We start from the raw sequence: 21,851 nt of genomic DNA, 5'->3' as shown, positions 1-21,851 counted from the left end.
TTCATGGATAAAAATACTGAAAATATGTTAGCTGGGAAGCCTTATCGTCCTGGAACACCGGAATTAGATAAGTTTTCTCACCTTGCTCATCGTCTTTGTCGTGACTATAACTTAACAACTGATGAAGATACTGTTGAACGAGGAATGATTATTGATCGCCTATTTTCTCAGCATGATGATGGAATATATCTTCAAGGACCTATTCATATTGATTACGGTCGTTTTACCAAAATAGGTAAGAATTTCTATGCTAATTTTAACTTTACCATTTTAGATACATGTCCTATTACTATTGGAGATAACGTAATGTGCGGTCCAAATGTCTCAATCATTACAGCCATGCATCCCCTCATGTATCAGCAGCGTAATATTCGGCAGCAAGCTGACGGTCGGTTCGATGACGTTGAATATGGCAAACCAGTTACAATTGGTGATAACTGTTGGCTTGCAAGCAATGTAACAGTTTGTCCAGGCGTAACAATCGGCAATGATTGCGTTATCGGAGCAGGTACTGTCGTTACTAAAGACATTCCTGATAACTCCCTTGTCCTTGGAGTTCCAGGCAAAGTGATTCGCCCTATTACCGATAAAGATCGCTTGGAAAATTTTCCTTATTAAATAATAATTTCGATATTAAAAGACCTTCATCAAAATCCAATGAAGGTCTTTTTAAATTTAGTTTTAATATAATTTAAGCAAAAATAGTTAAAATACTTCCGGCCACAATAAAGATGATTCCGGCAATTGTAAATGACATTTCCCGCCGAGTCTTGTGTTCATGAAGAACTAAGATACCACCAATTGTTGCAATGATAACGTTCATTTGTGTGAAGACAAAGGCCGTATTAATTCCTAATGCCCGTCCAGCAAAGATATAAGCTAGGGCCGCAATTCCCCAAGAAATACCACCCCAGATATTGAGATATTGTTCCTTTTGCTTGAAGGAATCAATATTTCCTGAACAAATAGCATAAATAATAGATCCAAGTAAAATACCAAGCATTTCTGGAAGGAAAATTCCTAAAGAACTATCATTAGCAACCATTGGCATCTTTGGGAATGCTGAGTAAACCCAGTAACCAATAGAAGTAATTAATAGAAAAAGGAAATTCTGGACAGTAACTTTCTTTCCGCTGCTCTGATCAGTAACAGAGGTCATCAAAGCACCAACAATAACAATTGCTAAGGCGATGAAACCAATAGTAAGGGCACGTGCTCCACGCCATTCTCCAAAGATAATAACCCCAATCAAAGAGTTACCAACTAATTGAAGTACTGTTGATAGGGGAATCGTGTTTGAAACACCCATCCGCTTAAATGAAACGAATTGTCCAATCTGACCAATTGTCCACAAAGCACCACACAGTACTGAGAACCAGAATCCGGTCGTTGTAACCGTTGGATGACCAATAATGAATGCAACCAATCCAACAATCGTAGCACCAGCACCAATACCAAACATTTGGTTAATCGTTGAACCACCGATTTTACCAGTGATCAGTGGCATAATCCCCCACCCAATCGCAGGGATTAAAGCAAGTAAGTAGTTCATAAAAAAATTCTCTCCTATCAATCCATAATATTATTACGAGATATAAGTGTATCATAAGGTAAACGCTTCCACAAGCGCTTTCTTTAAATTTTTTTGGATTATAAAAATTGGTCTATAAAAAAGAAACGCTTTATTATCAGTGTTAAAGCGTTTCACTCAAATCATTGGCTTACTTTTTATCTTTATTATTTGTAAGTTGAATGTTATGAGGAGCATATTCACGATCAGGGAAAAAGATTGTAAATGTTGTCCCCTTACCATACTGACTTTTTACGGCAATTTTTCCTCCATGAAGGAGAACTAACTGCCGCACAATCGCAAGCCCTAAGCCGGATTCCCCGTACTTAGTATTCATCCGTGAACGATCAGCCTTATAGTATCGTTCCCAGATATTTTCAAGTTGTTCAGGGGTCATCCCAATCCCATTATCTTGAACTTCAAATTGGCTTCCCTTTTCCACACGTTTTCCACGAATGTCAATAATTCCGTTATCAGTGAATTGGATTGCGTTTTGAATGATATTGAACATAATCTGTACAAACCGATCATAGTCTGCATATACCCGTAAATTCTTTTCTACATCCAAGTGCAGAGTATCCTTTTTCTCTTTGGCTTTTTTTGCTAACTGCTCTCGTAAATTTTCGAGTACTGCCGATGCATCAAATACTTTTCGTTCCATCGCAATTTGGTTAGTGCGAATCTTTTCATAATCCAAATTATCATTAACCAAGCGAATTAAACGGCGAGTATCGTTCTGCATTAATTGAATACTATGCTTTTTGTCCTCTTCTGGAATCGCATCATACTGTAACCCTTCAAGAATGCCATTAATAGTTGTTAATGGCGTCCGCATTTCATGGGCTGCATTGGCCATAAATTGGCGTCTCCGCTCCTCTTGCCGGCGAATTTCTTGTTGCGATTCACGTAGCGAAGCGGTCATTTGGTTAAAACTCCGACCAAGGTCTGCCACTTCATCACGCCCATTATCATCCACTTCAACATTGTAATTTCCTTGGGCAATTTGATGAGTAGCCATCCGTAATCGATCAATTCGTTTGTTAATTGACCGTGCCAAGAAGTAGCTAACTGCAAGCGTTACAAGACTAGCAGTCAGTAACGCCATTATTAAGTTAATCTTTATTTGATGCATATTTTGCTCAATCGTCGATACAAAGGTTGCAATTGAAACTACCGCAATCATCTTCCCTTTATAAAAATATGGTCGTGAAACTTCGGTCATTCGTGGAGAAGCCCCCTTCGATACTCGTGAATTAATTTTAGGAGTAATTAGTTTAGTACAAACGGTTTCTCCCTTTTTTAATTTTTTCCAATCACTTTTACTCATACTCGGAGCAAAGCCGTTACTGGCAAAGATTTTCCGGTGAGTTGTATCATAGATTGCAAAGTGAACATTTTGACGTGTTAAAAGATTGGCATTGCTATTTAATGATTCTGTAGCAAACCCTTCAAAACTTTGGGTTGCCATATTGTAACGAATAGAATCCTGAATTAAACTATCAGAATAACTTTTCAATTGTTGCCACGTATTGTGATACATAGTGTTGTTAGTCACATTGATAAACGAAATACTAACAATCATCATTAGCGTCAAAATAATCGCAAAAAATGAAAGCATCAACCGATACATTAATTTCATTAGTTGTTACCCTCATCATCAAACTTATAACCGACCCCCCATACAGTCTTAATCACTTGAGGTCCAATATTTTCTAGCTTCTGCCGTAACTTTTTAATATGGGCATCAACGGTTCGTTCATCACCGTAATATTCATAATCCCATACTAACTGTAAAAGTTGTGAACGGGTGAATACTTGACGTGGTTTCGAGGCAAGTGTCTTTAATAAGTCAAATTCTTTAGGTGTTAAATCACCAACAGGCTCTCCGTATAAGAATACTTCCCTTGTCTTAGTATTCATCTTAAAGTTCTTTGTTTGAATATCAAATGTATCGTCACTATCAGTTTCTTGAACATCCTCAAGCTTGTTTAAATGTGTTCGCCGATAAAGAGCTTTGATCCGTGCAATCAAAGTAATCGTACTAAACGGCTTGGTTATGTAATCATCCGCACCAATTTCGAGTCCTAATACCTGATCACTTTCAGTATCACGAGCTGTTAGCATAATTAAAGGAACTGTTGGTGATACCCGTCGAATGTCAGCTGCGACCTGCATTCCGTCCTTTTTAGGAAGATTAAGGTCTAATAAAATAATGTCCCATTTATGAGGATCCGCATTAAACTTTTCTTCTGCTTCAACACCATCATAAGCAAATTCATATTGCCATTTTTCTTTTTTGAAAAACATTGCCATCATTTCACAGACAGAATGGTTATCCTCAATCATTAATATTTCCATTTAATTCATTCCTTTATATTTTATCTGAACTCTATTTACTAATTTTTACATGGGAATAACTTCTTATGAAACTCCACTAATTATCCTAATATTCTTAGCATTAAAAAAGACTGCCATAAACCAACGGCAGTCCTTATAGGCATATAGTGGAGATGACGGGAGTCGAACCCGTGTCCAAGCATATCGCCATTTCAATCTCTACGTTCATATCTCAACTATTTAGATTTCACTAACCAAAACGCCGTTGATCAGGGCAACCATGGTTAGCTAGCTTGATTAATCTCTTCTTATTACTTCAAACGGGAGCAATAAGCGTAGTCCACTAAGTATAAAACCCATTGCCGCATCATGGACGAACCCGGAATGGATCTACGCGCGCTACTTGTTAGGCAGCGTATGCGTAAGAGTTTGAATTATTGTTTGCAGTTATAATTTAAAACTGAGCGTTTTTACGAAGACGCAACCTTCGAAACGCAATTGAAACTCGACCTATACCTGTCGAATCCATAAACATCCCCATAAGAGGTATACCTATTATACCACATTTGGGCTCTTCGTCAAGAAGTACTGATGAGAAAATAAAATAATTTTACTAAGCAGCTTGTGCCTGGACTTTGGCATGAGCTGTTTGTTTATTTCTCCAGTTTATTGCAATGTAGGTATTTGGTAATGCAAGGAGGATTCTAATTCGGAAATTAAAGAAATTACGAAAGCCATAAGCAGTTCGTTTAATAACTTTAATTTTATTGTTAGTTCCTTCAACGGGACCATTTGTATAGGTATCATATTTAAAACTATTGTAAATTTCTTGTTTATGTCTGCGAAGAGTACGCTGAACTTTTTGCAGTGCTTGGGGAAGCTGCGTCCATTTAATCGCGAGTAAGTTTTTTAATTCTTTCTTGCTACGATGAGCAATCACCAGAATTAAGTTTTGATAGTATTCATAAGCCCTTTTTAGTTCATTATCAAAGCTTAGAAGACGATGAATGACTTCCACATCGGTTAATTGAGCGTAACTAAAGTTACGCCTTGACCAATAATTATCATATTTAAGCTCATTAGCAGGCGTTAGGAGTAATTTCCAAAAGTGCTTAAGTGCACGCCATTTATGAGTGCCAGCACCGGCACGATTCATTACTTGGATCCTAATTTTGTTAAATGCACGATATGCTTGAGCAACAATATGAAAATGATCAGCGATAATTAAAGCGTGGGGGAAAAGCTCATGAATCAAATGGCGGTAAGGAGTGTACAAGTCAACCGTTACTGTTTGAACTGCTAAGCGTGCTGAACGGTCATATCGAAGAAAGTATTTTCGCAGATAGCTATTTTTACGTGACAAGATAATATCAAGCGTCCGCTTATTTTCAATATTCATTAGAATCATACTCATTCCGCTGGGGGCAAAGCGACCAGACTTAAAATCATCAAAGGCAATATGGCGAGGTAACCAATGATAGTTAGGCTTAAAAAACTGATCAAGATTTGTAATGACTCGTCTAATTGTCCAGTCAGAGACATTTAATTCTTTGGCTAAATCACTTTGTGATTCGTTTTTTGTTAGAAGCATCATTGCCCGTTGTTTTATCGCTAAAGAGATATGATTACGATAATGAATATCTTCAACGGCTGCTAATTTAGTAACTACTTCAGGACAAGAAGAAGAAGCTTTACAGATATATTTTTGCTTTTTAATCGACCAGATTGTTGGCTTAAAGTGAAGCTCTGGTCCCAAGCAATTAACTGTTTTATAGCCATTTTTACACATTAAGTGTCCACATTTTGGGCAACGTATGGGGTAAGTTTGAATAAGATGGACAATGATTTGATTAGGTTGATCTTCAATTGGGTTATCAAAATTCTTTTCATCTAGTTTGAGGTAAGGATCTTTAATTCCTAAGATAGTTTTGATAGAATTGTTCATGAAAGATGGTCCTTTCTTAGCGAAGACGGGGTCCAACCATCTTTCGCTTTTTTATTTTAAATTTTAAACAAATAAAGCCCTGATGTTAAATCCATCAGTACTTAAAATTGTAAAGCCCACATTTGTACAAAAAAGCGAGACTATGAAGATCAGCTTCTTAGTCTCGCTTTTGCTTTTTAGTTTAAATTTTAGTACCAGCCGTTAGCTTGCCAGTGAGCCTGAGCATTTTGCCATGAACCGTAACGACTTGCAACGTATTGGTCAGCAACCCGTTCTTGGTTAGCTGCTGAGTAGTCACCATTAAGGTATGATGCTGATAATTGGTACTTACCAATGTATTGACCGTTAGTAGCACCGTAGTTACCACCAGATTCACGAGCGGCAATCCAAGCCTTAGCAGCAGCTTCTGAACCTGAAGCATTTGAAGTATAGCTTTGGCTAGCTTGACTTTGAGCTTGTGCTTGTGCAGCTTGTTGTTGAGTAGCTTGAGTATTGTTGTCAGCTACATTTGCATTAGCTGCGTTTTGAGCGTTGTATTCTTGAATTTCACCATCGCTCTTGATGATTAACTTTTGACCAACGTAAATCTTATTAATATCTTGAATATTGTTCTTCTTAGCAAGATCGTTGACCATACTGTTGTCTTTTGCGAATTTGTAAGAAATACCTGAAAGTGTGTCACCACTTTGTACGGTGTAGATAGTGTCGGCATTAGCAGCAGTAGCCGTTGCACTAACACCTAAGGCCACTGCACCAAGAGTAGCAGATACTTTAGCAAAGTTTTTCTTAGAAATCATAAATTAAACAACCATCCTTTATTATTTAGCAAATTATCTTTTCCGTTTCAACACCCTATATATTACACTCTTAATATTACTAAGCTGTAACAGCACCATTTCTATTTACTACTCTTCGTTGGTTTTTTGTAACATTTTGTAATATAAGCTGTCAATTAATATGATTATAAAATTTGCAATCCCTTGTGTTAGTTAGCTTTTAGGGAGCCATAACTTTTATCGAAAATTCATTAAATAATAAATAAAAAAGAGTATTTTTTTAGCAAAAAATTCATATTTGCGCCAAAAACACTCTTTATTTTACTTTTTATAACAATCTTTATTACAAAAGTGTTGCAAAATAACGTTCACAATACCTTGCAACCCCATCATTATCATTTGTATCTGTGATTGCTGTCGCCACTGCCTTAACGTTAGGAAGACCATTTTCCATTACAATTCCTTGAGCCGCGGCTTCGATCATTTCAAGATCATTATCAGCATCCCCAAATGTCATTAAATTACTAAAATCATCACCAAAATGATCCAGTAAGGCCTTCAATCCAACCGCCTTATTTAATTTTTTAGGTAAGAATTCCATTATCATTGGTTGGGATTGAACTGCGTGATACTGTGCTTTAAGCTCAGCTGGAAGTTCTTTTATAATAGAGGATAATTTTTCAGGTGTAATCGCCATTACAGCTTTACTATAAGTTATTTCAGGCACATCACTCATTGGTAAAGCCCGAAATTCAATATTTTTTAAAACTGTCCGATAAATGGACCCAGGATAATCGTTTAGTTCATATACCCGTTCAAAATCTAGAATATTGAGCGGAATCTTTTTACTCTTAACATAAGAAAACAGCGGCATTAAATCACTCTTTTTCATTCCCCATTCAAAAAGATGTTCGCGCGATCCATTATTAATAACTAACCCACCATTAAATGTAATTGTATAATCTTCTGGATCAGTTAAACCAAGCTGTTCAATATATGGCCAAATTGCATTGATAGGCCGGCCCGTACAAAGCACTACCTTAATTCCCTGTTGGTGTAATCGCTTTAAGACACGTTCATTACGTTGACTAATTTCTTTATTACTGTTTAAAAGCGTATTATCGAGGTCTAACGCAACCATCTTAATCATTCTCTTATTCCTTCTTTCGGATTTCCCCCTGAATTATTTGTTGATTAAAGTCTTCAAAAAGTGTTAAAAACTGATCAGCACGATCTTCACCATAAATTTGAACCCAATTAGCAAACCGGTGATTAATCCTCTGCCAAATCTCACTTTCGACATCCTTACCTTTTTTAGTTGCAACTAAGAACATTCGCCGTCGATCGGCTGGATCAGCTTTTTGTTCAACATATTTTTGCTGAAAAAGGACTTTTAATTGGTGAGAGACAGCACTCCTTGTTACTTGCCGCTGCTCGGCGATATCCATTAGCTTGATATTAGGATGGTTAATGATTTTTCGTAAAATCAAAAATTGTTCAAAAGATAAATTATATTCACTCGCCGGTTCAGAAATAAAGCTTTCGATGCCCTTTAGTCCCGTTAAGTAAATATTGATAGCTTTGTCTAATAATTGATCTTCATGTGTCATTACTAACCTCCTACTTTTTTGTCAAGATCGTCTTTGCAATTAACCGTGCAAAATGATCATTTCCGCTTGGTCCCATATGCACATTGTCACTCGCAAACCAGTCAGCATGTCCTTGACTTGCTTTATTCCAATCGACCACATGGATATTCTTATGCTTCTTGGCTAAATCTTTAATTTCGTTATTAACTGTTTGCTGCCATGGCTTTGTTGGGACATGGGCAGTTACCCAATAGATTTGGTGTCCAGAGCCAATTGCACTTAAAATATCATCCAACGTATCTTGAGTCATCGGGCCGTTTGTTCCCAAATTTAAGACAACAATCTTATTTAAATGCCCATCTGCCTTTAATTGTTTGATAACATCAGGAGCCGCAGAGCCTTGACGCCCAACTTGTGCATCAACATAAGCATTTGGCATTAACTTCTGAATACTATCTGCGGCATCTGCCATCACCGAATCACCGATGGCCGTTACCTTTAACTTCTGTGCTGCTTTTATTTGTGCCGGGGTTAAATCATACTGTTTCTGAAGCTTAGAAGTATTACCACTAGCTTCTGCAACATTATCACCCTTTGCAATCTTCTTATTGTGTTCTTCAGCAGCCTGATGATTTTGCTCTATCCGTTGCTGAACCGCTGTTTTCTTTGGTACACGGTTTGGCTGGCAAAAACCGATAAATGAAATAACAACAACCAATGCACTTACCATCATTTTAGTCCCACTTTGCCAACTAAAATGATGCGTTTCTAACACGCGCTGCAGATCAGCCGGTAATTTTGACCACTGATACTGAGCAAATGGTCGTTCAATTAACCGGTAAGAAACTTCACTTACTACTAAAATAATAATAATTTCCACGAATGCATTGAGAAGTGGATGATTGCCGACATTGATCAATCGTTCATAAAAGACCATAACGGGATATTGATAAACATAAATCCCATAAGAACGCTGCCCAACCCAATGAAAAACCGGATTTGTAAACCACTTGTTCATCCCCGCACCTGGATGAATGATAGTAGCCATTAATATCATTCCAATAAAACTATAGAGAAACATTCCCCCGCGGTAGGTAAAGGTGGACTGCCCATTCAATGAGAAAAAGCCAACAATGGTCAATACTGTTGCAATAATTCCTATAATATTAAGTAAACGGCGACTATTTGCCTGTAAATTAGGCCGAAGTCGATTTAATGGCCAGGCAAGACCTAACCATGAGCCAAGTAAAAGTGAAAAGGCCCGTGTATCAGTTCCATAATAAACCCGATTGATATTTGCTGGGTCATAAAGAACAGCCATTTCTATTGCTGACAATACAGCTAATATGAAAACTACTCGTCGTACATTCTGTAGCTTTTTAAAAACCACAAACAATAACGTAATAATTAGGGGCCACAAAAGGTAAAATTGCGCTTCAACCCCTAATGTCCAAAGATGGGTAAAAGGTGAAACACCACCAAACTGATCAAAGTAGGACTGCCCATGACTAATTTCCCACCAATTATATATCCAAGTTAAATTAGTAACAATTACTGCCCGAATGTTATGGAGTAGCTCTCGTGCAAATAATGTAATATACGCTGTTGTTAAAATTAACATCGCAATTAATGTCGGATATAGTCTCCGAAATCTCTTTAGATAAAAATGCCCTAAATTAATATGGCCACCATATTTAAGCTGCCGACTAAATTGATAGGTTACAAAATATCCAGAGACTAACAGAAAAAGTGGCACTCCTAAATAACCACCCATCAAAACATTGGGCAATAGGTGGTAAATAATAACTCCTAAGACAGCTAATGTTCGTAAGCCGTCAATTCCTGTAACAAAATAGTGCGACTTCATCCCCTGTGATGGATTAAAATTTGGCTTCATTGCTTAACCTCCACATTTTTATATCCATTTTTAGTACTACCAAATAACTCAGCTTCCTGATTTACCCAATATGATTTTCTTTTAAGATCGTTTGCACAACCTCTTCAATCTCTGAGGGACGCTTCCATTCTTCCCAATGATCCATTGCTTCAGTTTGCATCTTATAGTGAGTATTTATAAAGTGCTCATACTTAATAACATTTTTAGAATGAGGAATATTTAATTCTAAAATACGAACCTCTTTAATAAAATTCCGTTCAGCCGCTAATTCTGCACGACCATTTTGAACCATATTACCAATTTCATAATATTTTGAGCCGTCATTACGGGTAATTTCTTCAATTAACGTTAACGTTTCGTGTTGTTCTTCCACGTTGTTCTTCCCCTTTCAACCCTTATCATTATAGCGAGTTTAAATAAAAAAATCACCGTCTAAAAGACGATGATCGGCATAAGAGAGAAAGAGAATTGATTAGAAGGTAATTACTTTATACCTTGCAACTATTATGATAGCGCTTCCATAAATGTAAGTCAACCCTTTTATTAAACAAATTTAAATAAAATATCAAATTACTTTAAAAATAAAAAGAAGTTAGGAAACAAACTAAAGCGTTTCTAACTTCCTTTATAATTTTATTGAACTGTAACAGACTTTGCGAGGTTACGTGGTTTATCAACATCAAGTCCCTTACCAAGACTAGTGTAGTAAGCCAATAATTGAGCCGGAATTACACTAAGAAGTGGCGTCAACACTTCATCGACATCGGGAAGAACGAATGTATCGTCTTCTTTTGCAAGGTGCCGTGAAACAATTGTAATTGCATTTGCCCCACGAGCTTGCGTTTCTTCAAGGTTACTCCGTGTTAAACCAGCAGTCCGATCTTGGGTAATGATCCCAATCACTGGAGTCTGGTCTTCAATTAAAGCAATTGTTCCATGCTTTAATTCACCAGATGCAAAACCTTCCGCTTGAACATATGAAATTTCCTTTAACTTCAAAGCAGCTTCAAGTGAAACTGACCAATCCATTCCCCGGCCAATGTAGAAAGCATTTGGTGACTTAGAGAGGTAGCGGGAAGCAATTTCTTCTACTTTCTTCTTACTGTCAGTGATTGATTGCATACCATTAGCAACTAATCCTAATTGGTGCTTAACATCAAAGTCTTTAGCTGCTTGCTTATCCATGTAGACACCCAATGCTTGAGCAAGAATAGCTTCGACAGCAATTTGGGCAGTGTAAGCCTTTGTTGAAGCAACGGCAATTTCTGGACCAGCGTAAAGTAATTCAGTGTAAGTTGCTTCACGAGAAAGCGTTGACTTATCAACATTAGTAATTGTTAAGCTTGGCCAGTTATGCTTATTAACATTAACAAGTACTTCCCGACTATCAGCCGTTTCCCCACTTTGACTTAAGAAGATAAAGAACGGCTTCTTAGAAAGAAGTGGTTGTTCGTAAGCAAATTCTGATGAAATATGAACAGATGTAGGAATTCCGCAAAGTTTTTCAAAAATGCGCGCACCTACTAAGCCAGCATGATAACTTGTACCGGCACCAACGATGTAAAGATGGTCAGCATTTGCCATATCTTTTAACATCTCTTCATTAATTTGTGCTACATCATTGTCACCAAAGTATTCTTGAACTAACTTCCGCATAACAGCTGGTTGCTCATCAATTTCCTTTAACATGTAGTATGGGTAGGCACCTTTATCTGCAGCATTAGCATCCATATCAACCTTAAATGTTGGCCGGTCAATCTCATTACCATCAAAGTCTTTAACAGTAATGTGATCTGGCTTAACGATTACCAACTCGTGGTCACCGATTTCCATAAAGGTATTAGTTTCTTTAATCATTGACATTGCATCAGAACCAACCATGTTGTAACCATCAGCAATCCCAACTAATAATGGACTCTTGTTTTTAGCAACAAATAATGTATCTGGCTGTTCTTTATCCATCAATACAAATGCATATGAAGAATCAGGGCTGATTAAACGAAGAACCTTAAGGAGGGCTGCTTCTGTTGACATTCCAGATTCAACAACAAATTTATCAACTAATTGAACAATTACTTCTGTATCAGTTTGACTAACAAATTTAACGTCAGATAAGTATTCTTTCTTTAAGTCAGCATAATTTTCAATTACACCGTTGTGAACTAAGTAGAACCGTTCGTCTTGAGAGTATTGAGGGTGAGCATTGGCTTCGTTTGGTTCACCATGAGTAGCCCACCGGGTATGACCAATACCGGCTAAACCATGAACTTCTTCCCCAAGGGCCGCTTCTAGATTAGCAATCCGACCTGGCCGCTTTACAAGGTAATCATGTCCTTGCTGATCATTAACATAAACTCCTGCAGAGTCATATCCACGATATTCAAGACGCTTTAATCCATCAATTAGAATTGACAAACTCTTGTCAGTTCCTGTAACTCCAACAATTCCACACATAATTAAATTCCATCCTTTAAATAAAATTGGTATAGATAACTAGTGATTATCACTAAATCTAATCAACTGTATTGTATAGTACAGTTTTTAGATTATCTTGTCAATTATTTTATTAGATTGGTCTATATGATTTAAAATTTATTAAAAGATTAAAAAGCGAGGCTAGAAGAATAAATTTTCTTCCAACCTCGTTTTTTTCACTCTTCAAGTTATTCTACTTCTAATTCCGCGCGGGCAACATCACCGATCCGTTCAACGTATTCATGAACTAATTCTGGCGTAGCTGCTTCAGCCATAATGCGTAAAAGAGGTTCAGTTCCACTAGGACGAACAAGAACTCTTCCATCCCCGTTCATTTCTTTTTCGACTTGCGCAATAATTTCCTTTAATTTTTGATTCTCCATTGCAGTAGTTTTATCTGCTACCTTAATATTCAATAACTCTTGTGGATAAGTTGTTACATCATTTGCCAATTCAGCGAGTGTCTTCCCAGAGTCTTTAACTACAGACAAGAGTTGCAGTGCGGTAAGCATTCCATCCCCAGTCGTATTGTGATCTAAGAAAATAATATGTCCTGATTGTTCACCACCAAGGTTATAACCATTTTTCAACATTTCTTCAACAACATAACGGTCACCAACCTTAGTCTTAACACTCTTTAAGTTGTGTGCTTCTAAGGCTTTGTACATTCCTAGATTACTCATCACAGTTGTAACCACTGTATCTTTCTTAAGTAATCCTTTCTTATCCATGTACTTACCACAGATATACATGATCTTATCACCGTCAACAATATTTCCCTCATTATCAACAGCAATACAACGGTCACCATCCCCATCAAATGCTACTCCAAGATCAGCATCATTTTCCACAACTGCTTTTTGGAGGCTCTCTGGATGAGTTGATCCACAATTTAGGTTAGTATTTAAGCCATCTGGTTGATCATTAATTGGAATAAAGTCAACATTCATATCAGCAAAAAGATTAGAGATGAAGCCACTTGTTGCACCATTAGCAGCATCAACTACCACTTTTAACCCTTCAAGATCATTTGAAACAGTTTGTTCCAAGAAAGAAGTATATTTTAATGCTCCCTCATGATAATCAGCAACTGTTCCTAAGCCTGCATCAGATGGTCGTGGCAACGTATCTTCTTCAGCATCTAGTAATTGTTCAATTTCATATTCCAATTCATCGGATAATTTAAATCCATTAGCCCCAAAATATTTGATTCCGTTACATTTAATCGGATTGTGACTAGCAGTAATCATTACTCCCGCATCAGCTTCTTGTGCCCGAACAAGGTAAGCAACCCCGGGAGTAGTTACTACGCCTAGTCGTAAAACTTCAATCCCAACAGACAACAATCCAGCGATCAACGCATTTTCTAGCATTTCACCAGAAATTCGTGTATCACGAGCAACTAATACTTGAGGTTGTTTCCGTTCTGAATGCCGAGTAAGGACATATCCACCTGCGCGACCAACACGGAACGCCAATTCTGGACTTAAATCTTGATTTGCAACCCCACGAACTCCATCAGTTCCAAAATATTTTAACTTCATTTCACTTCTCCTCTATGTATATCTTTATTATTGATTCTGACTACTTGAACTTGAATCTTCATTACTTATGCTACTTGAAGATTGGAATGTTTCAGATGAAGAATCTGAAGAGTCATTTCGCGAAGATGTTCTTGAACTGCTCTTTGTTTCTTCACTCTCTTCACTACTACTACTTGATGAACTATCACTCGAACTGCTGCTCTGTGAGCCCGCAGAAATAGGAATTGAAACATTAGTAGTAGTTGGTGAAATCACAACATTAAGTGTTTGACCATTCCGATCAATTGCTTGTAGCGTTACCTGTCGTACAATATTATCCTTTGCATCATGTGGAATTGCTACAAAAGCAATAATTCGATTTACTTTATTAACTTCATCACGTGAACCAGTAACTTGGACAGTTTGAATATCACTATGTGGACGTCCAAGCTTATAGCCATTGTCCAAATCTCTAGTACTCAAACGAATAGTTACTTTCATTGTAATCATCTTGCGTGGTTGAATATTAACATTAATATATTGTGGCTCAATTTTAGAAGTTAATTCTGAATTTAACCCACTCGTTTTTAACTTTACTCGGTGTTTACCAGGAGTCAAGTCAGACAAATCCGCATACACCTTAAAATTTTGAGTATTAGAGGTGGTTGTAACCAATGCAGAAGGACCAGTTACCTTAACCTTAACATATTGAGGATACCCGCTGACAATATACTTATTATTATCAATTGTTACATCAAGGGGCATTCGAAGGGTAACGGATTTATTCGACATTAAAGCACTACTCTGGTTATTATTCCGAGTATTTTGACGAAGGAAGCCGCTTTTGCTCCCATTTACATACATGAATAGAAAGAGTGCTAGGATTAACGAAATAATTCTCAAAAACCATTTCCGGCGAAAGAAGCCTTTAGTGTCCTTGCCCATGACGGCCACCTCCTTTACGTTGAAACTTAGCATAAAGTTCTGTTACCAAGTTTTCGTGTTGAGGCTCATGCGTATACAACTGAGCACGTAAGAACTTTAGGTATTCATCTCGCGACATGTTTCGAATTAATTCATTATCTTTCGTAATTGAAACTTCGCCGGTTTCTTCTGAAATAACAATTGTCAATGCATCTGTCACTTCACTAATTCCAACAGCAGCCCGATGTCGTGTCCCTAATTCTTTAGGAATCAATTTACTATCAGACAAAGGAAGATAAGCAGCCGCTACTGCAATCCGATTATTTTTTATAATCACTGCTCCATCATGCAAGGGCGTATTAGGAATAAAAGTATTAATAAGTAATGCCCCTGAAATATCAGCATCGAGTGGAATACCGGTTTCAATATACTCTTCTAGACCTGTCTTCATTTGAATACTCATTAAAGCACCAATTCTTCGCTTTGACATGTACTGAATCGCTTGGTCTAATTGCTTAATCATATCTTCTTCTTTCTCATTTGCTGTTTGATTATGAGTAAAGAAAGTTCCTCGACCAAGGTGTTCCAGTCCGCGCCGAATCTCTGGCTGGAAGATAATAACAATTGCAATAACACCCCAGTTGATAATCTGGTCCATCACCCACGAAACAGTACTTAAACCAACATACCAACTAACAATCTTAACCAAAATAATGATCAAAATACCGCGAAATAGCTGGACAGCTCTTGTACCACGAATCAACATTAATAACTCGTAGATTAAAAACCAAATTACTAAGATATCAATTAAGTGAATCAGATTCTGCCATGTTAGAAGCGAAATTATAAATTGCATCGCATTCACCATCCTCTAAATCACGTTCATATTATATCATTTCATTTCGTATTTAGCCTAATCTAGAAAAAATTACTTTAAAGTTTTGGAAATAAATAAGGAGCTGTGACATAAGTTAGGTCACTTCCATAAAATACGAACAGCGCAGTACAACAATGGCCTTCAGTGTCCGGCAAAGTTGAACGCTGAAGGCCTATTGTTGCTTGCGGGGGCTCGAAAACGAAGTCACGAGTGCCTTCTGTCTCGCTCCCTTATTATTAAATTATTTCCTGGGAAATTTTAGTGTTCTTGAACTTCATTTGGATGAGCCTTTTCCCAACGGTGCTCAGTCCAGAAGTAAATAGTGATAAGTGCGAAACAAATTGCTGGGACAATGAATGATAATTGCATTGAACCAGTTAAATCTGATACCCGTCCTTGAATTGTTGGAACAATTGCCCCACCAATTAAGGACATAACGATAAATGCACCACCAGTTTCGGTGTACTTCTTTTCATGAATTTGATCAAGGGTATGAGCATAGATCGTTGGCCATTCTGGTCCAAAGAAGAAACTAGTTGCGATTGCCGCAATTACCGCTGTGATGTTAGGAACAGTAAAGGTAATTACTAATGAAATTGTTCCAAGTAATGAGAACCAAGTTAATACCTTAGTAATTGAGTAACGGTCAAGGAACCAGTTTGCAACTAACTTACCAAAGAACCAAGCAATGTAACTGTAAATCATGAAAGTTGAAGCTGCTGCATCAGAAATATGAGAATCGAGACGCAATGCTAACCGAATAGTAAATGACCATACAGTCGTTTGCATACCGGCATAAACAAACTGACAGAGAACCCCTTTCATGTACCGCTTATTGTGGAATAAGTAGTTGAAAGTTTCACCAAGTGATGGTTGATCTTCCTTAGTTTCAGAGCCAGTTGAGAAGGCCTTAGCGCGAGGCATCTTAGTAACTGCTAAAACAATAAAGATAATGATTAAAACAATCAAGATGTACTTATAAGGTTGCAAAGTTAATTGAAGCAAGTGTTCATTGTAGGCTTCCGCTTCAGATTTTGACATCTTAGCAACCTTGTCGGCAATATTTCCACCTTCACCAAAAATAAGGTACTTACCAAGAACGATTCCCATGATATCACCAAGAGGAATCAAAACATTAGCAACGTTTAACCGTTTGTTAGCAGTTTCTTTTGGTCCAAACATCGTTGCATATGTATCACAACTAGTTTCAAGAAAACTCAAACCAATAGCAATAGCAAAAATAGCAACTAAAAACATACTATAAGTAGCAACATGTGAAGCTGGGAAAAACATTCCACAACCAATAATATAAAATAATAGCCCAATAAGAATTGCTAACTTATATGATGTCTTCTTAATAAGAATTGAAGCTGGAATTGCCATTAAGAAATAACCACCGTAAAAGGCACTTTGAACAAAGGCAGTTGCAGTATCATTTAAGGTGAAAACCGTCTTAAATTGTGTAATCAAAATATCATTAAGACTGGCCGCTGCTCCCCATAACGGGAAGATTAAACATAAAATAACAAATTGGAACATTGGTGTCCGACTTAAATAACCGTCTGAAAGTTGAACCCAACTTTGTCCATTCTCTTTTTTTACTTCATTTTCCATAAAAAACTAACCCCTAATATTAAAATGTTACGCCTGATTCAAGGATAATGTTTGAGTATGGCGTCATTTCCCCTGTCCGAATAAAGGCATGCGTCTTGGCAAGACTCTTCTTAAGCTCACTATGAGGCATAAATGCAACCTCAACATCTGGTAATGCCTTCTTAATATTTTCAAGTTGTTCTGGATTTTGATCCTTGATTTCTTCAGCTAAGTAAATCTTTTGGACCTTCATTTCCTTAAGAACGTTATTCAACACGTCCATAAAGCTTGGCAATTCCTTATCAACAGCCAAATCAATCTTCTTAGTACCAAATGGAACTGGCATTCCTGCATCCCCAATTGATAGCCAATCCATGTGTCCCATATTAGCTACGACAGCTGAAACTTCTGAATTAATAATCCCTGTTTTCTTCATGATAATGCTCCTTAATTTTCTGCTAAGGCTTCTAGAACTGCATCATGATTTGGAATAGAAGGCATTGCTCCCATTTGTTGAACAGTTAAACTAGATGCTCGTTGTGCGTAGACAAGGGCCTTATCAACATTTGACAAGTCCTTTTCTAATTGTGAACTCAATGCCCCAAGGAATGTATCACCAGCTGCAGTAGTATCAACTGCCTTAACCTTAAATGCTGGAACAAGTCCATGGGCTGTAGGTGTAGAGTAAAATACTCCTTTTGAGCCTAAAGTAATTAAAAGGTGTTTAACTCCCCGTTCACGGAAGTAATCAGCACTCTTTAACATTGATTCTTCATCAGTAATTTCAATACCTGTTAATAAGGCGCATTCACTTTCATTGGGAGTGATAACATCTGTATATTTTAATAATTCTAGTAAAATCTCATGAGCTGGTGCTGGATTTAAAAGAGTAGTAGCACCGTGTTTTTTAGCTTGCTTAAATGCATCTAAAGCAACTTCTTGTGGTGTTTCAAATTGACTAATTAAAAAGTCAGCATCTTCTAAAACATCATCAATGCCGTTAAGAACATCAGTGGTCATTGCTTGGTTGGCACCGCCATATACCATAATGTCATTTTGACCATTAGCATCTAAAGTAATCGCAGCACTACCAGTACCGTGTAACTCATCAGTCATGATGTGGCGTGTATCAATATGATCATCAGCCAATGATTCAAGCATGTAAGCTCCTTCTTTATCAGAACCAACTGCCCCAATAAAGGCCGTTTTGGCACCAGAGCGGGCTGCTGCAACTGCTTGATTGGCACCCTTACCACCAGGAGCAGAACTCTTACTTACTGCTGAAATGGTTTCACCAGGTTGAGGGAAGCGATCAACGTGATAAGTAGTATCAACGTTAATACTTCCTAAAACAACTACATTATTGCTCATAAATATACTCCTTACTTTGTGAATTTTTTCAAGGATGAGACTTAAATATCCTATCATATTTTGAAAGTGATTACAAAGTCGTTTTTATCAGTCAGTGAATCGGTATACTTCAAAACCCTTTGAAATCGCTTTTTATCTATAAAAATAATTTTTCAATGAGCAATTTGTGAGATTTTTTCATAACCTGAAATGTCAATTTAAATTAGAAAAAAGGTGAAAGTTGTTCTTCTGTGACATGACTCAAGAATACTTCTAATGGTGTACGATAATTAAGAGATTTTCGTGGGATATTGTTGCGACGATGCATTAGCTGAGTGACTAGTTCGTCTGGTAAATCGCGAAAATCTAGCTTTTTACTAAGACCATCACGACGCAAGAGGCCGTTATTATTTTCGTTTAACCCTCGTTGATTGGGAGCACCGACTTCCGCAAAATAGGTGTGAAGATCATACTTATTGGCTATTTCTCGCCATCCAGCAAATTCTTTCCCGTTATCAAAAGTAATTGATTTAACAAAGTGACGTGGCAGTTTAGCGAGCCATTGATCAAGCTGACAATTCACTGCTTCGTCTGTTTTATGATGAATATTAAGGACAATCATTACTTTGGATTGTCGCTCTACTAGCGTCATTACCGCTCCGCGGTGAGCTTTACCTTGAACTGTATCAGCTTCAAAGTGCCCAAATTCATGTTGGTAATGCGGAAAATCACGATATCGTTGATAGATACTGCGTCCTAATTGGCCAGCTTTACCACGATGTTCCACATAGCCATTGGGATGGCGTTTTCCTTTCATCGGTAGCTGTTTAACGGAAAAGCCATACTGATTGCGGGCAAACATGCGATAAAGGGTGCGCATACTGCAGCTAATTGGGTGTTCATGACGACCAATAATAGTATCAGGAGTCCAACCTGCCTTGATTTGCGCATGGATATAGTTAACTTCGATAGTTGGCAGTTGGGTCTGCTTCCGACCACAACGACGCTTATGTCGCTGATAAGTCTGAAGATATTGGTCGATGGTTTTACCGTCGTTGAGGAAACGATAAACACGATAGATGGTTTCTTGACTACGCTGAAGTAATTTAGCAGCCCGATAAGCTTTAGTACCTTGATACCAAAAATCAGCTATGAGAGTTAATTCACGTGTGGTAAGATGTTTATAGGTCATTTGTGATTGCCTTTCTTTTGATTAGGGATATTCAAAAGTCTATCACAAATGGCTTTTTACTTTTTCTAACTTAATTTTACAAACGACGTAATTAATAAATAATAAGATTAATCAAATTTCTTTTTCCTTTTTAACGGCACCTAACTATTAAGTTAAATTCATTCATTACTTCACTATCTTTAAAATAATAAAAGTGCAAGTTTATTAATAAACTTTTAATAAATTTGCACTTTATAATATTAATCTTGCCGACCGATAATCCGTACTTCGGTTTCAAGATCAACACCAAATTTTTCTTTAACTGTCTTTTGGACATGATGGATAACATTTACGTAGTCTGCTGCGGTTCCATGGTCAATATTAACGATAAAGCCAGCATGCTTAGTCGAAACTTGCGCCCCACCTGAAGTATAACCTTGCAATCCAGCATCATGAATCAACTTTCCGGCATAATATCCTTCTGGCCGCTTAAAGACACTTCCACAAGATGGGAGGTCTAATGGCTGCTTAGCTTCTCGCCGTTCATTCAGGTCATCCATCCTTGCTTTGATATCATCATACTTACCCGGTTCCAAAGCAAACGTAGCATCTAACACGACGCCATTATTATCTTGAATACTGCTATGCCGATAACCAAAGTCCAATTCTTCATTAGTAAGGTGTTTGATTGTTCCATCGGGAAGCATTACGGTAGCCTCGGAAACAACATTTTTAGTTTCACCACCATATGCACCGGCATTCATGAAGACAGCCCCACCAATACTGCCCGGAATACCAGCAGCAAATTCTAATCCAGTAAGTTCACTATCACGAGCTGCCTCGGTTGTTGCAATATAAGATGCTCCTGCCTGTGCAGTTACCTTATTATTATGAACTTCAATTTTATTAAGCCGCGTAAGAATAATTGTTAAATCATCTATACCGCCATCGCCAACAATCAAATTACTGGCGTTTCCTAAAACCGTTAAGCCCATTTCATGCTCACGAACATAATCAACCAATTCTTTTACCTGGTCAATCGTTTCGGGAAAAGCCAACCAGTCAGCTGGACCTCCTGTTTTAGTGTAGGTGTAATTCATTAATGGTTCATCTTGTTTAATTTCAATATCAGGAAATTCGTTCATCAAATTAGCCATTCTCTATTTCTTCCTTTTTTATATTTACTTTCAAGAGCTATTGTATCATTTTTCAAAAGTAAAAGTTTTGAAAAATGATTAGTTGATTGTAAAATAAAATTATCGACTTTTGCAAGGAGGATGTATGATGAATTTTATAGCAATGGACTTTGAGACTGCTAATGGCAAGCGTTACAGTGCATGTTCACTTGCACTCACAATCGTTCGGAATGGACAAATTGCCGACGAATTTTACACCCTAATTAATCCTCATACTAAATTCTTTTGGCGTAATACTCAGATCCACGGTATTCATGAGCGTGACGTCCAAAATGCTCCTGATTTTCCAGAAGTATGGGAACATATCAACCAATTCTACACTCCTGATAAACTGGTTATTGCCCATAATAATCGGTTTGATAATAGTGTTTTAAAGAATACGTTAGAACATTACGATATCGAAGTCCCCGCCTACCAGACACTCGATACTGTTGCTTCAAGCCGCCAGTTGATTCCAGGACTAACAAATTATAAACTTAATACTGTTTGTGACGCGTTAAATATCGACCTTCATCACCACCATAATGCTCTTGATGATGCTCAGGCTTGCGCTAACATTCTGCTTTATCAAAGCAAGCATTTTACCCCGCAACAAATTCAACCCTTTATTAATTTAATCGGCTAAAGG

20 protein-coding genes and 1 other RNA gene are annotated in these 21,851 nt (G+C 37.4%); 2 read left to right on the top strand and 19 right to left on the bottom strand.

Annotated features, from left to right (window positions below):
• Nucleotides 1–3 precede the first annotated feature (3 nt).
• Nucleotides 4–618, top strand: a complete 615-nt coding sequence (locus SH603_RS03375) for a sugar O-acetyltransferase (RefSeq protein WP_169473754.1) — start codon at nt 4–6, stop codon at nt 616–618.
• 73 nt (nt 619–691) lie between these two features.
• On the opposite strand, the gene SH603_RS03370 is transcribed toward SH603_RS03375, so the two are convergent.
• The 19 genes from SH603_RS03370 to murB form a co-directional block, all read right to left on the bottom strand.
• The gene (locus tag SH603_RS03370) at nt 692–1,552 is read right to left on the bottom strand and encodes a GRP family sugar transporter (protein ID WP_065532681.1); all 861 of its coding nucleotides are present in this window, start codon (nt 1,550–1,552) and stop codon (nt 692–694) included.
• A 169-nt stretch (nt 1,553–1,721) separates the two neighbouring features.
• A complete protein-coding gene (locus SH603_RS03365; protein ID WP_153702197.1) occupies nt 1,722–3,209 on the bottom strand; it encodes a sensor histidine kinase in 1,488 nt (495 codons plus the stop codon).
• Nucleotides 3,209–3,928 (bottom strand): response regulator transcription factor, encoded by a 720-nt coding sequence (locus tag SH603_RS03360; protein ID WP_169472995.1) that lies wholly within the window; start codon nt 3,926–3,928, stop codon nt 3,209–3,211. Before SH603_RS03360 ends, SH603_RS03365 begins: the two co-directional genes overlap by 1 nt.
• Nucleotides 3,929–4,072: 144 nt before the next feature.
• Nucleotides 4,073–4,446, bottom strand: a transfer-messenger RNA (tmRNA) gene (gene ssrA, locus SH603_RS03355).
• 74 nt (nt 4,447–4,520) lie between these two features.
• Nucleotides 4,521–5,852 carry an ISL3 family transposase gene (locus SH603_RS03350; RefSeq protein WP_321534082.1) on the bottom strand — a complete coding sequence of 444 codons (1,332 nt, stop codon included), beginning with the start codon at nt 5,850–5,852 and terminating at the stop codon, nt 4,521–4,523.
• Between the two features lie 188 nt (nt 5,853–6,040).
• Nucleotides 6,041–6,649: a LysM peptidoglycan-binding domain-containing protein gene (locus tag SH603_RS03345; protein ID WP_153702195.1), complete on the bottom strand. Its 609-nt coding sequence runs from the start codon at nt 6,647–6,649 to the stop codon at nt 6,041–6,043.
• Nucleotides 6,650–6,971: 322 nt separating this feature from the next.
• On the bottom strand, nt 6,972–7,778 hold the full coding sequence (locus SH603_RS03340) for a Cof-type HAD-IIB family hydrolase (RefSeq protein ID WP_169473664.1): 807 nt from the start codon (nt 7,776–7,778) through the stop codon (nt 6,972–6,974).
• A gap of 4 nt (nt 7,779–7,782) precedes the next feature.
• Entirely contained in the window at nt 7,783–8,238 is a 456-nt protein-coding gene (locus SH603_RS03335) for a MarR family winged helix-turn-helix transcriptional regulator (RefSeq protein ID WP_321534081.1), read from the bottom strand.
• 10 nt (nt 8,239–8,248) lie between these two features.
• Nucleotides 8,249–10,114 carry an acyltransferase family protein gene (locus SH603_RS03330; protein WP_169477392.1) on the bottom strand — a complete coding sequence of 622 codons (1,866 nt, stop codon included), beginning with the start codon at nt 10,112–10,114 and terminating at the stop codon, nt 8,249–8,251.
• A 61-nt stretch (nt 10,115–10,175) separates the two neighbouring features.
• Nucleotides 10,176–10,487 (bottom strand): hypothetical protein, encoded by a 312-nt coding sequence (locus tag SH603_RS03325; protein WP_019253915.1) that lies wholly within the window; start codon nt 10,485–10,487, stop codon nt 10,176–10,178.
• A gap of 260 nt (nt 10,488–10,747) precedes the next feature.
• Nucleotides 10,748–12,568 carry a glutamine--fructose-6-phosphate transaminase (isomerizing) gene (gene glmS, locus SH603_RS03320; RefSeq protein ID WP_321534080.1) on the bottom strand — a complete coding sequence of 607 codons (1,821 nt, stop codon included), beginning with the start codon at nt 12,566–12,568 and terminating at the stop codon, nt 10,748–10,750.
• A 209-nt stretch (nt 12,569–12,777) separates the two neighbouring features.
• Nucleotides 12,778–14,133 carry a phosphoglucosamine mutase gene (gene glmM, locus SH603_RS03315; RefSeq protein ID WP_321534079.1) on the bottom strand — a complete coding sequence of 452 codons (1,356 nt, stop codon included), beginning with the start codon at nt 14,131–14,133 and terminating at the stop codon, nt 12,778–12,780.
• A 27-nt stretch (nt 14,134–14,160) separates the two neighbouring features.
• Nucleotides 14,161–15,057, bottom strand: a complete 897-nt coding sequence (locus SH603_RS03310; RefSeq protein ID WP_169473628.1) for a YbbR-like domain-containing protein — start codon at nt 15,055–15,057, stop codon at nt 14,161–14,163.
• Nucleotides 15,041–15,892: a diadenylate cyclase CdaA gene (gene cdaA / locus SH603_RS03305; RefSeq protein WP_003666462.1), complete on the bottom strand. Its 852-nt coding sequence runs from the start codon at nt 15,890–15,892 to the stop codon at nt 15,041–15,043. The genes SH603_RS03310 and cdaA overlap by 17 nt, the downstream gene beginning before the upstream one ends.
• 279 nt (nt 15,893–16,171) lie before the next feature.
• Entirely contained in the window at nt 16,172–17,527 is a 1,356-nt protein-coding gene (gene fucP, locus SH603_RS03300) for an L-fucose:H+ symporter permease (RefSeq protein WP_169471098.1), read from the bottom strand.
• A gap of 19 nt (nt 17,528–17,546) precedes the next feature.
• Nucleotides 17,547–17,942: a D-ribose pyranase gene (gene rbsD / locus SH603_RS03295; protein ID WP_003666460.1), complete on the bottom strand. Its 396-nt coding sequence runs from the start codon at nt 17,940–17,942 to the stop codon at nt 17,547–17,549.
• Nucleotides 17,943–17,953: 11 nt separating this feature from the next.
• A complete protein-coding gene (gene rbsK, locus SH603_RS03290) occupies nt 17,954–18,877 on the bottom strand; it encodes a ribokinase (protein ID WP_321534078.1) in 924 nt (307 codons plus the stop codon).
• Nucleotides 18,878–19,079: 202 nt separating this feature from the next.
• Nucleotides 19,080–20,048: an IS30 family transposase gene (locus SH603_RS03285; RefSeq protein ID WP_003668074.1), complete on the bottom strand. Its 969-nt coding sequence runs from the start codon at nt 20,046–20,048 to the stop codon at nt 19,080–19,082.
• A 239-nt stretch (nt 20,049–20,287) separates the two neighbouring features.
• Nucleotides 20,288–21,184 (bottom strand): UDP-N-acetylmuramate dehydrogenase, encoded by an 897-nt coding sequence (gene murB, locus SH603_RS03280; RefSeq protein WP_153702189.1) that lies wholly within the window; start codon nt 21,182–21,184, stop codon nt 20,288–20,290.
• Between the two features lie 124 nt (nt 21,185–21,308).
• Between murB and SH603_RS03275 the strand changes: the two genes are divergently transcribed.
• Nucleotides 21,309–21,848: a 3'-5' exonuclease gene (locus SH603_RS03275; RefSeq protein ID WP_078009114.1), complete on the top strand. Its 540-nt coding sequence runs from the start codon at nt 21,309–21,311 to the stop codon at nt 21,846–21,848.
• The last annotated feature ends 3 nt before the right edge of the window (nt 21,849–21,851 follow it).

It is taken from the genome of Limosilactobacillus reuteri (assembly GCF_034259105.1).
Classification (GTDB): Bacteria; Bacillota; Bacilli; order Lactobacillales; family Lactobacillaceae; genus Limosilactobacillus; species Limosilactobacillus reuteri_G.
This window is presented reverse-complemented; position numbering and strand designations above follow the sequence as displayed.

Coding starts and splice junctions, on each gene's coding strand:
- SH603_RS03375 (WP_169473754.1), top strand. CDS start 4: ATGGATAAAAATACTGAAAATATGTTAGCTGGGAAGCCTTATCGTCCT.
- SH603_RS03370 (WP_065532681.1), bottom strand. CDS start 1,552: ATGAACTACTTACTTGCTTTAATCCCTGCGATTGGGTGGGGGATTATG.
- SH603_RS03365 (WP_153702197.1), bottom strand. CDS start 3,209: ATGAAATTAATGTATCGGTTGATGCTTTCATTTTTTGCGATTATTTTG.
- SH603_RS03360 (WP_169472995.1), bottom strand. CDS start 3,928: ATGGAAATATTAATGATTGAGGATAACCATTCTGTCTGTGAAATGATG.
- SH603_RS03350 (WP_321534082.1), bottom strand. CDS start 5,852: ATGAACAATTCTATCAAAACTATCTTAGGAATTAAAGATCCTTACCTC.
- SH603_RS03345 (WP_153702195.1), bottom strand. CDS start 6,649: ATGATTTCTAAGAAAAACTTTGCTAAAGTATCTGCTACTCTTGGTGCA.
- SH603_RS03340 (WP_169473664.1), bottom strand. CDS start 7,778: ATGATTAAGATGGTTGCGTTAGACCTCGATAATACGCTTTTAAACAGT.
- SH603_RS03335 (WP_321534081.1), bottom strand. CDS start 8,238: ATGACACATGAAGATCAATTATTAGACAAAGCTATCAATATTTACTTA.
- SH603_RS03330 (WP_169477392.1), bottom strand. CDS start 10,114: ATGAAGCCAAATTTTAATCCATCACAGGGGATGAAGTCGCACTATTTT.
- glmS (WP_321534080.1), bottom strand. CDS start 12,568: ATGTGTGGAATTGTTGGAGTTACAGGAACTGACAAGAGTTTGTCAATT.
- glmM (WP_321534079.1), bottom strand. CDS start 14,133: ATGAAGTTAAAATATTTTGGAACTGATGGAGTTCGTGGGGTTGCAAAT.
- SH603_RS03310 (WP_169473628.1), bottom strand. CDS start 15,057: ATGGGCAAGGACACTAAAGGCTTCTTTCGCCGGAAATGGTTTTTGAGA.
- cdaA (WP_003666462.1), bottom strand. CDS start 15,892: ATGCAATTTATAATTTCGCTTCTAACATGGCAGAATCTGATTCACTTA.
- fucP (WP_169471098.1), bottom strand. CDS start 17,527: ATGGAAAATGAAGTAAAAAAAGAGAATGGACAAAGTTGGGTTCAACTT.
- rbsD (WP_003666460.1), bottom strand. CDS start 17,942: ATGAAGAAAACAGGGATTATTAATTCAGAAGTTTCAGCTGTCGTAGCT.
- rbsK (WP_321534078.1), bottom strand. CDS start 18,877: ATGAGCAATAATGTAGTTGTTTTAGGAAGTATTAACGTTGATACTACT.
- SH603_RS03285 (WP_003668074.1), bottom strand. CDS start 20,048: ATGACCTATAAACATCTTACCACACGTGAATTAACTCTCATAGCTGAT.
- murB (WP_153702189.1), bottom strand. CDS start 21,184: ATGGCTAATTTGATGAACGAATTTCCTGATATTGAAATTAAACAAGAT.
- SH603_RS03275 (WP_078009114.1), top strand. CDS start 21,309: ATGATGAATTTTATAGCAATGGACTTTGAGACTGCTAATGGCAAGCGT.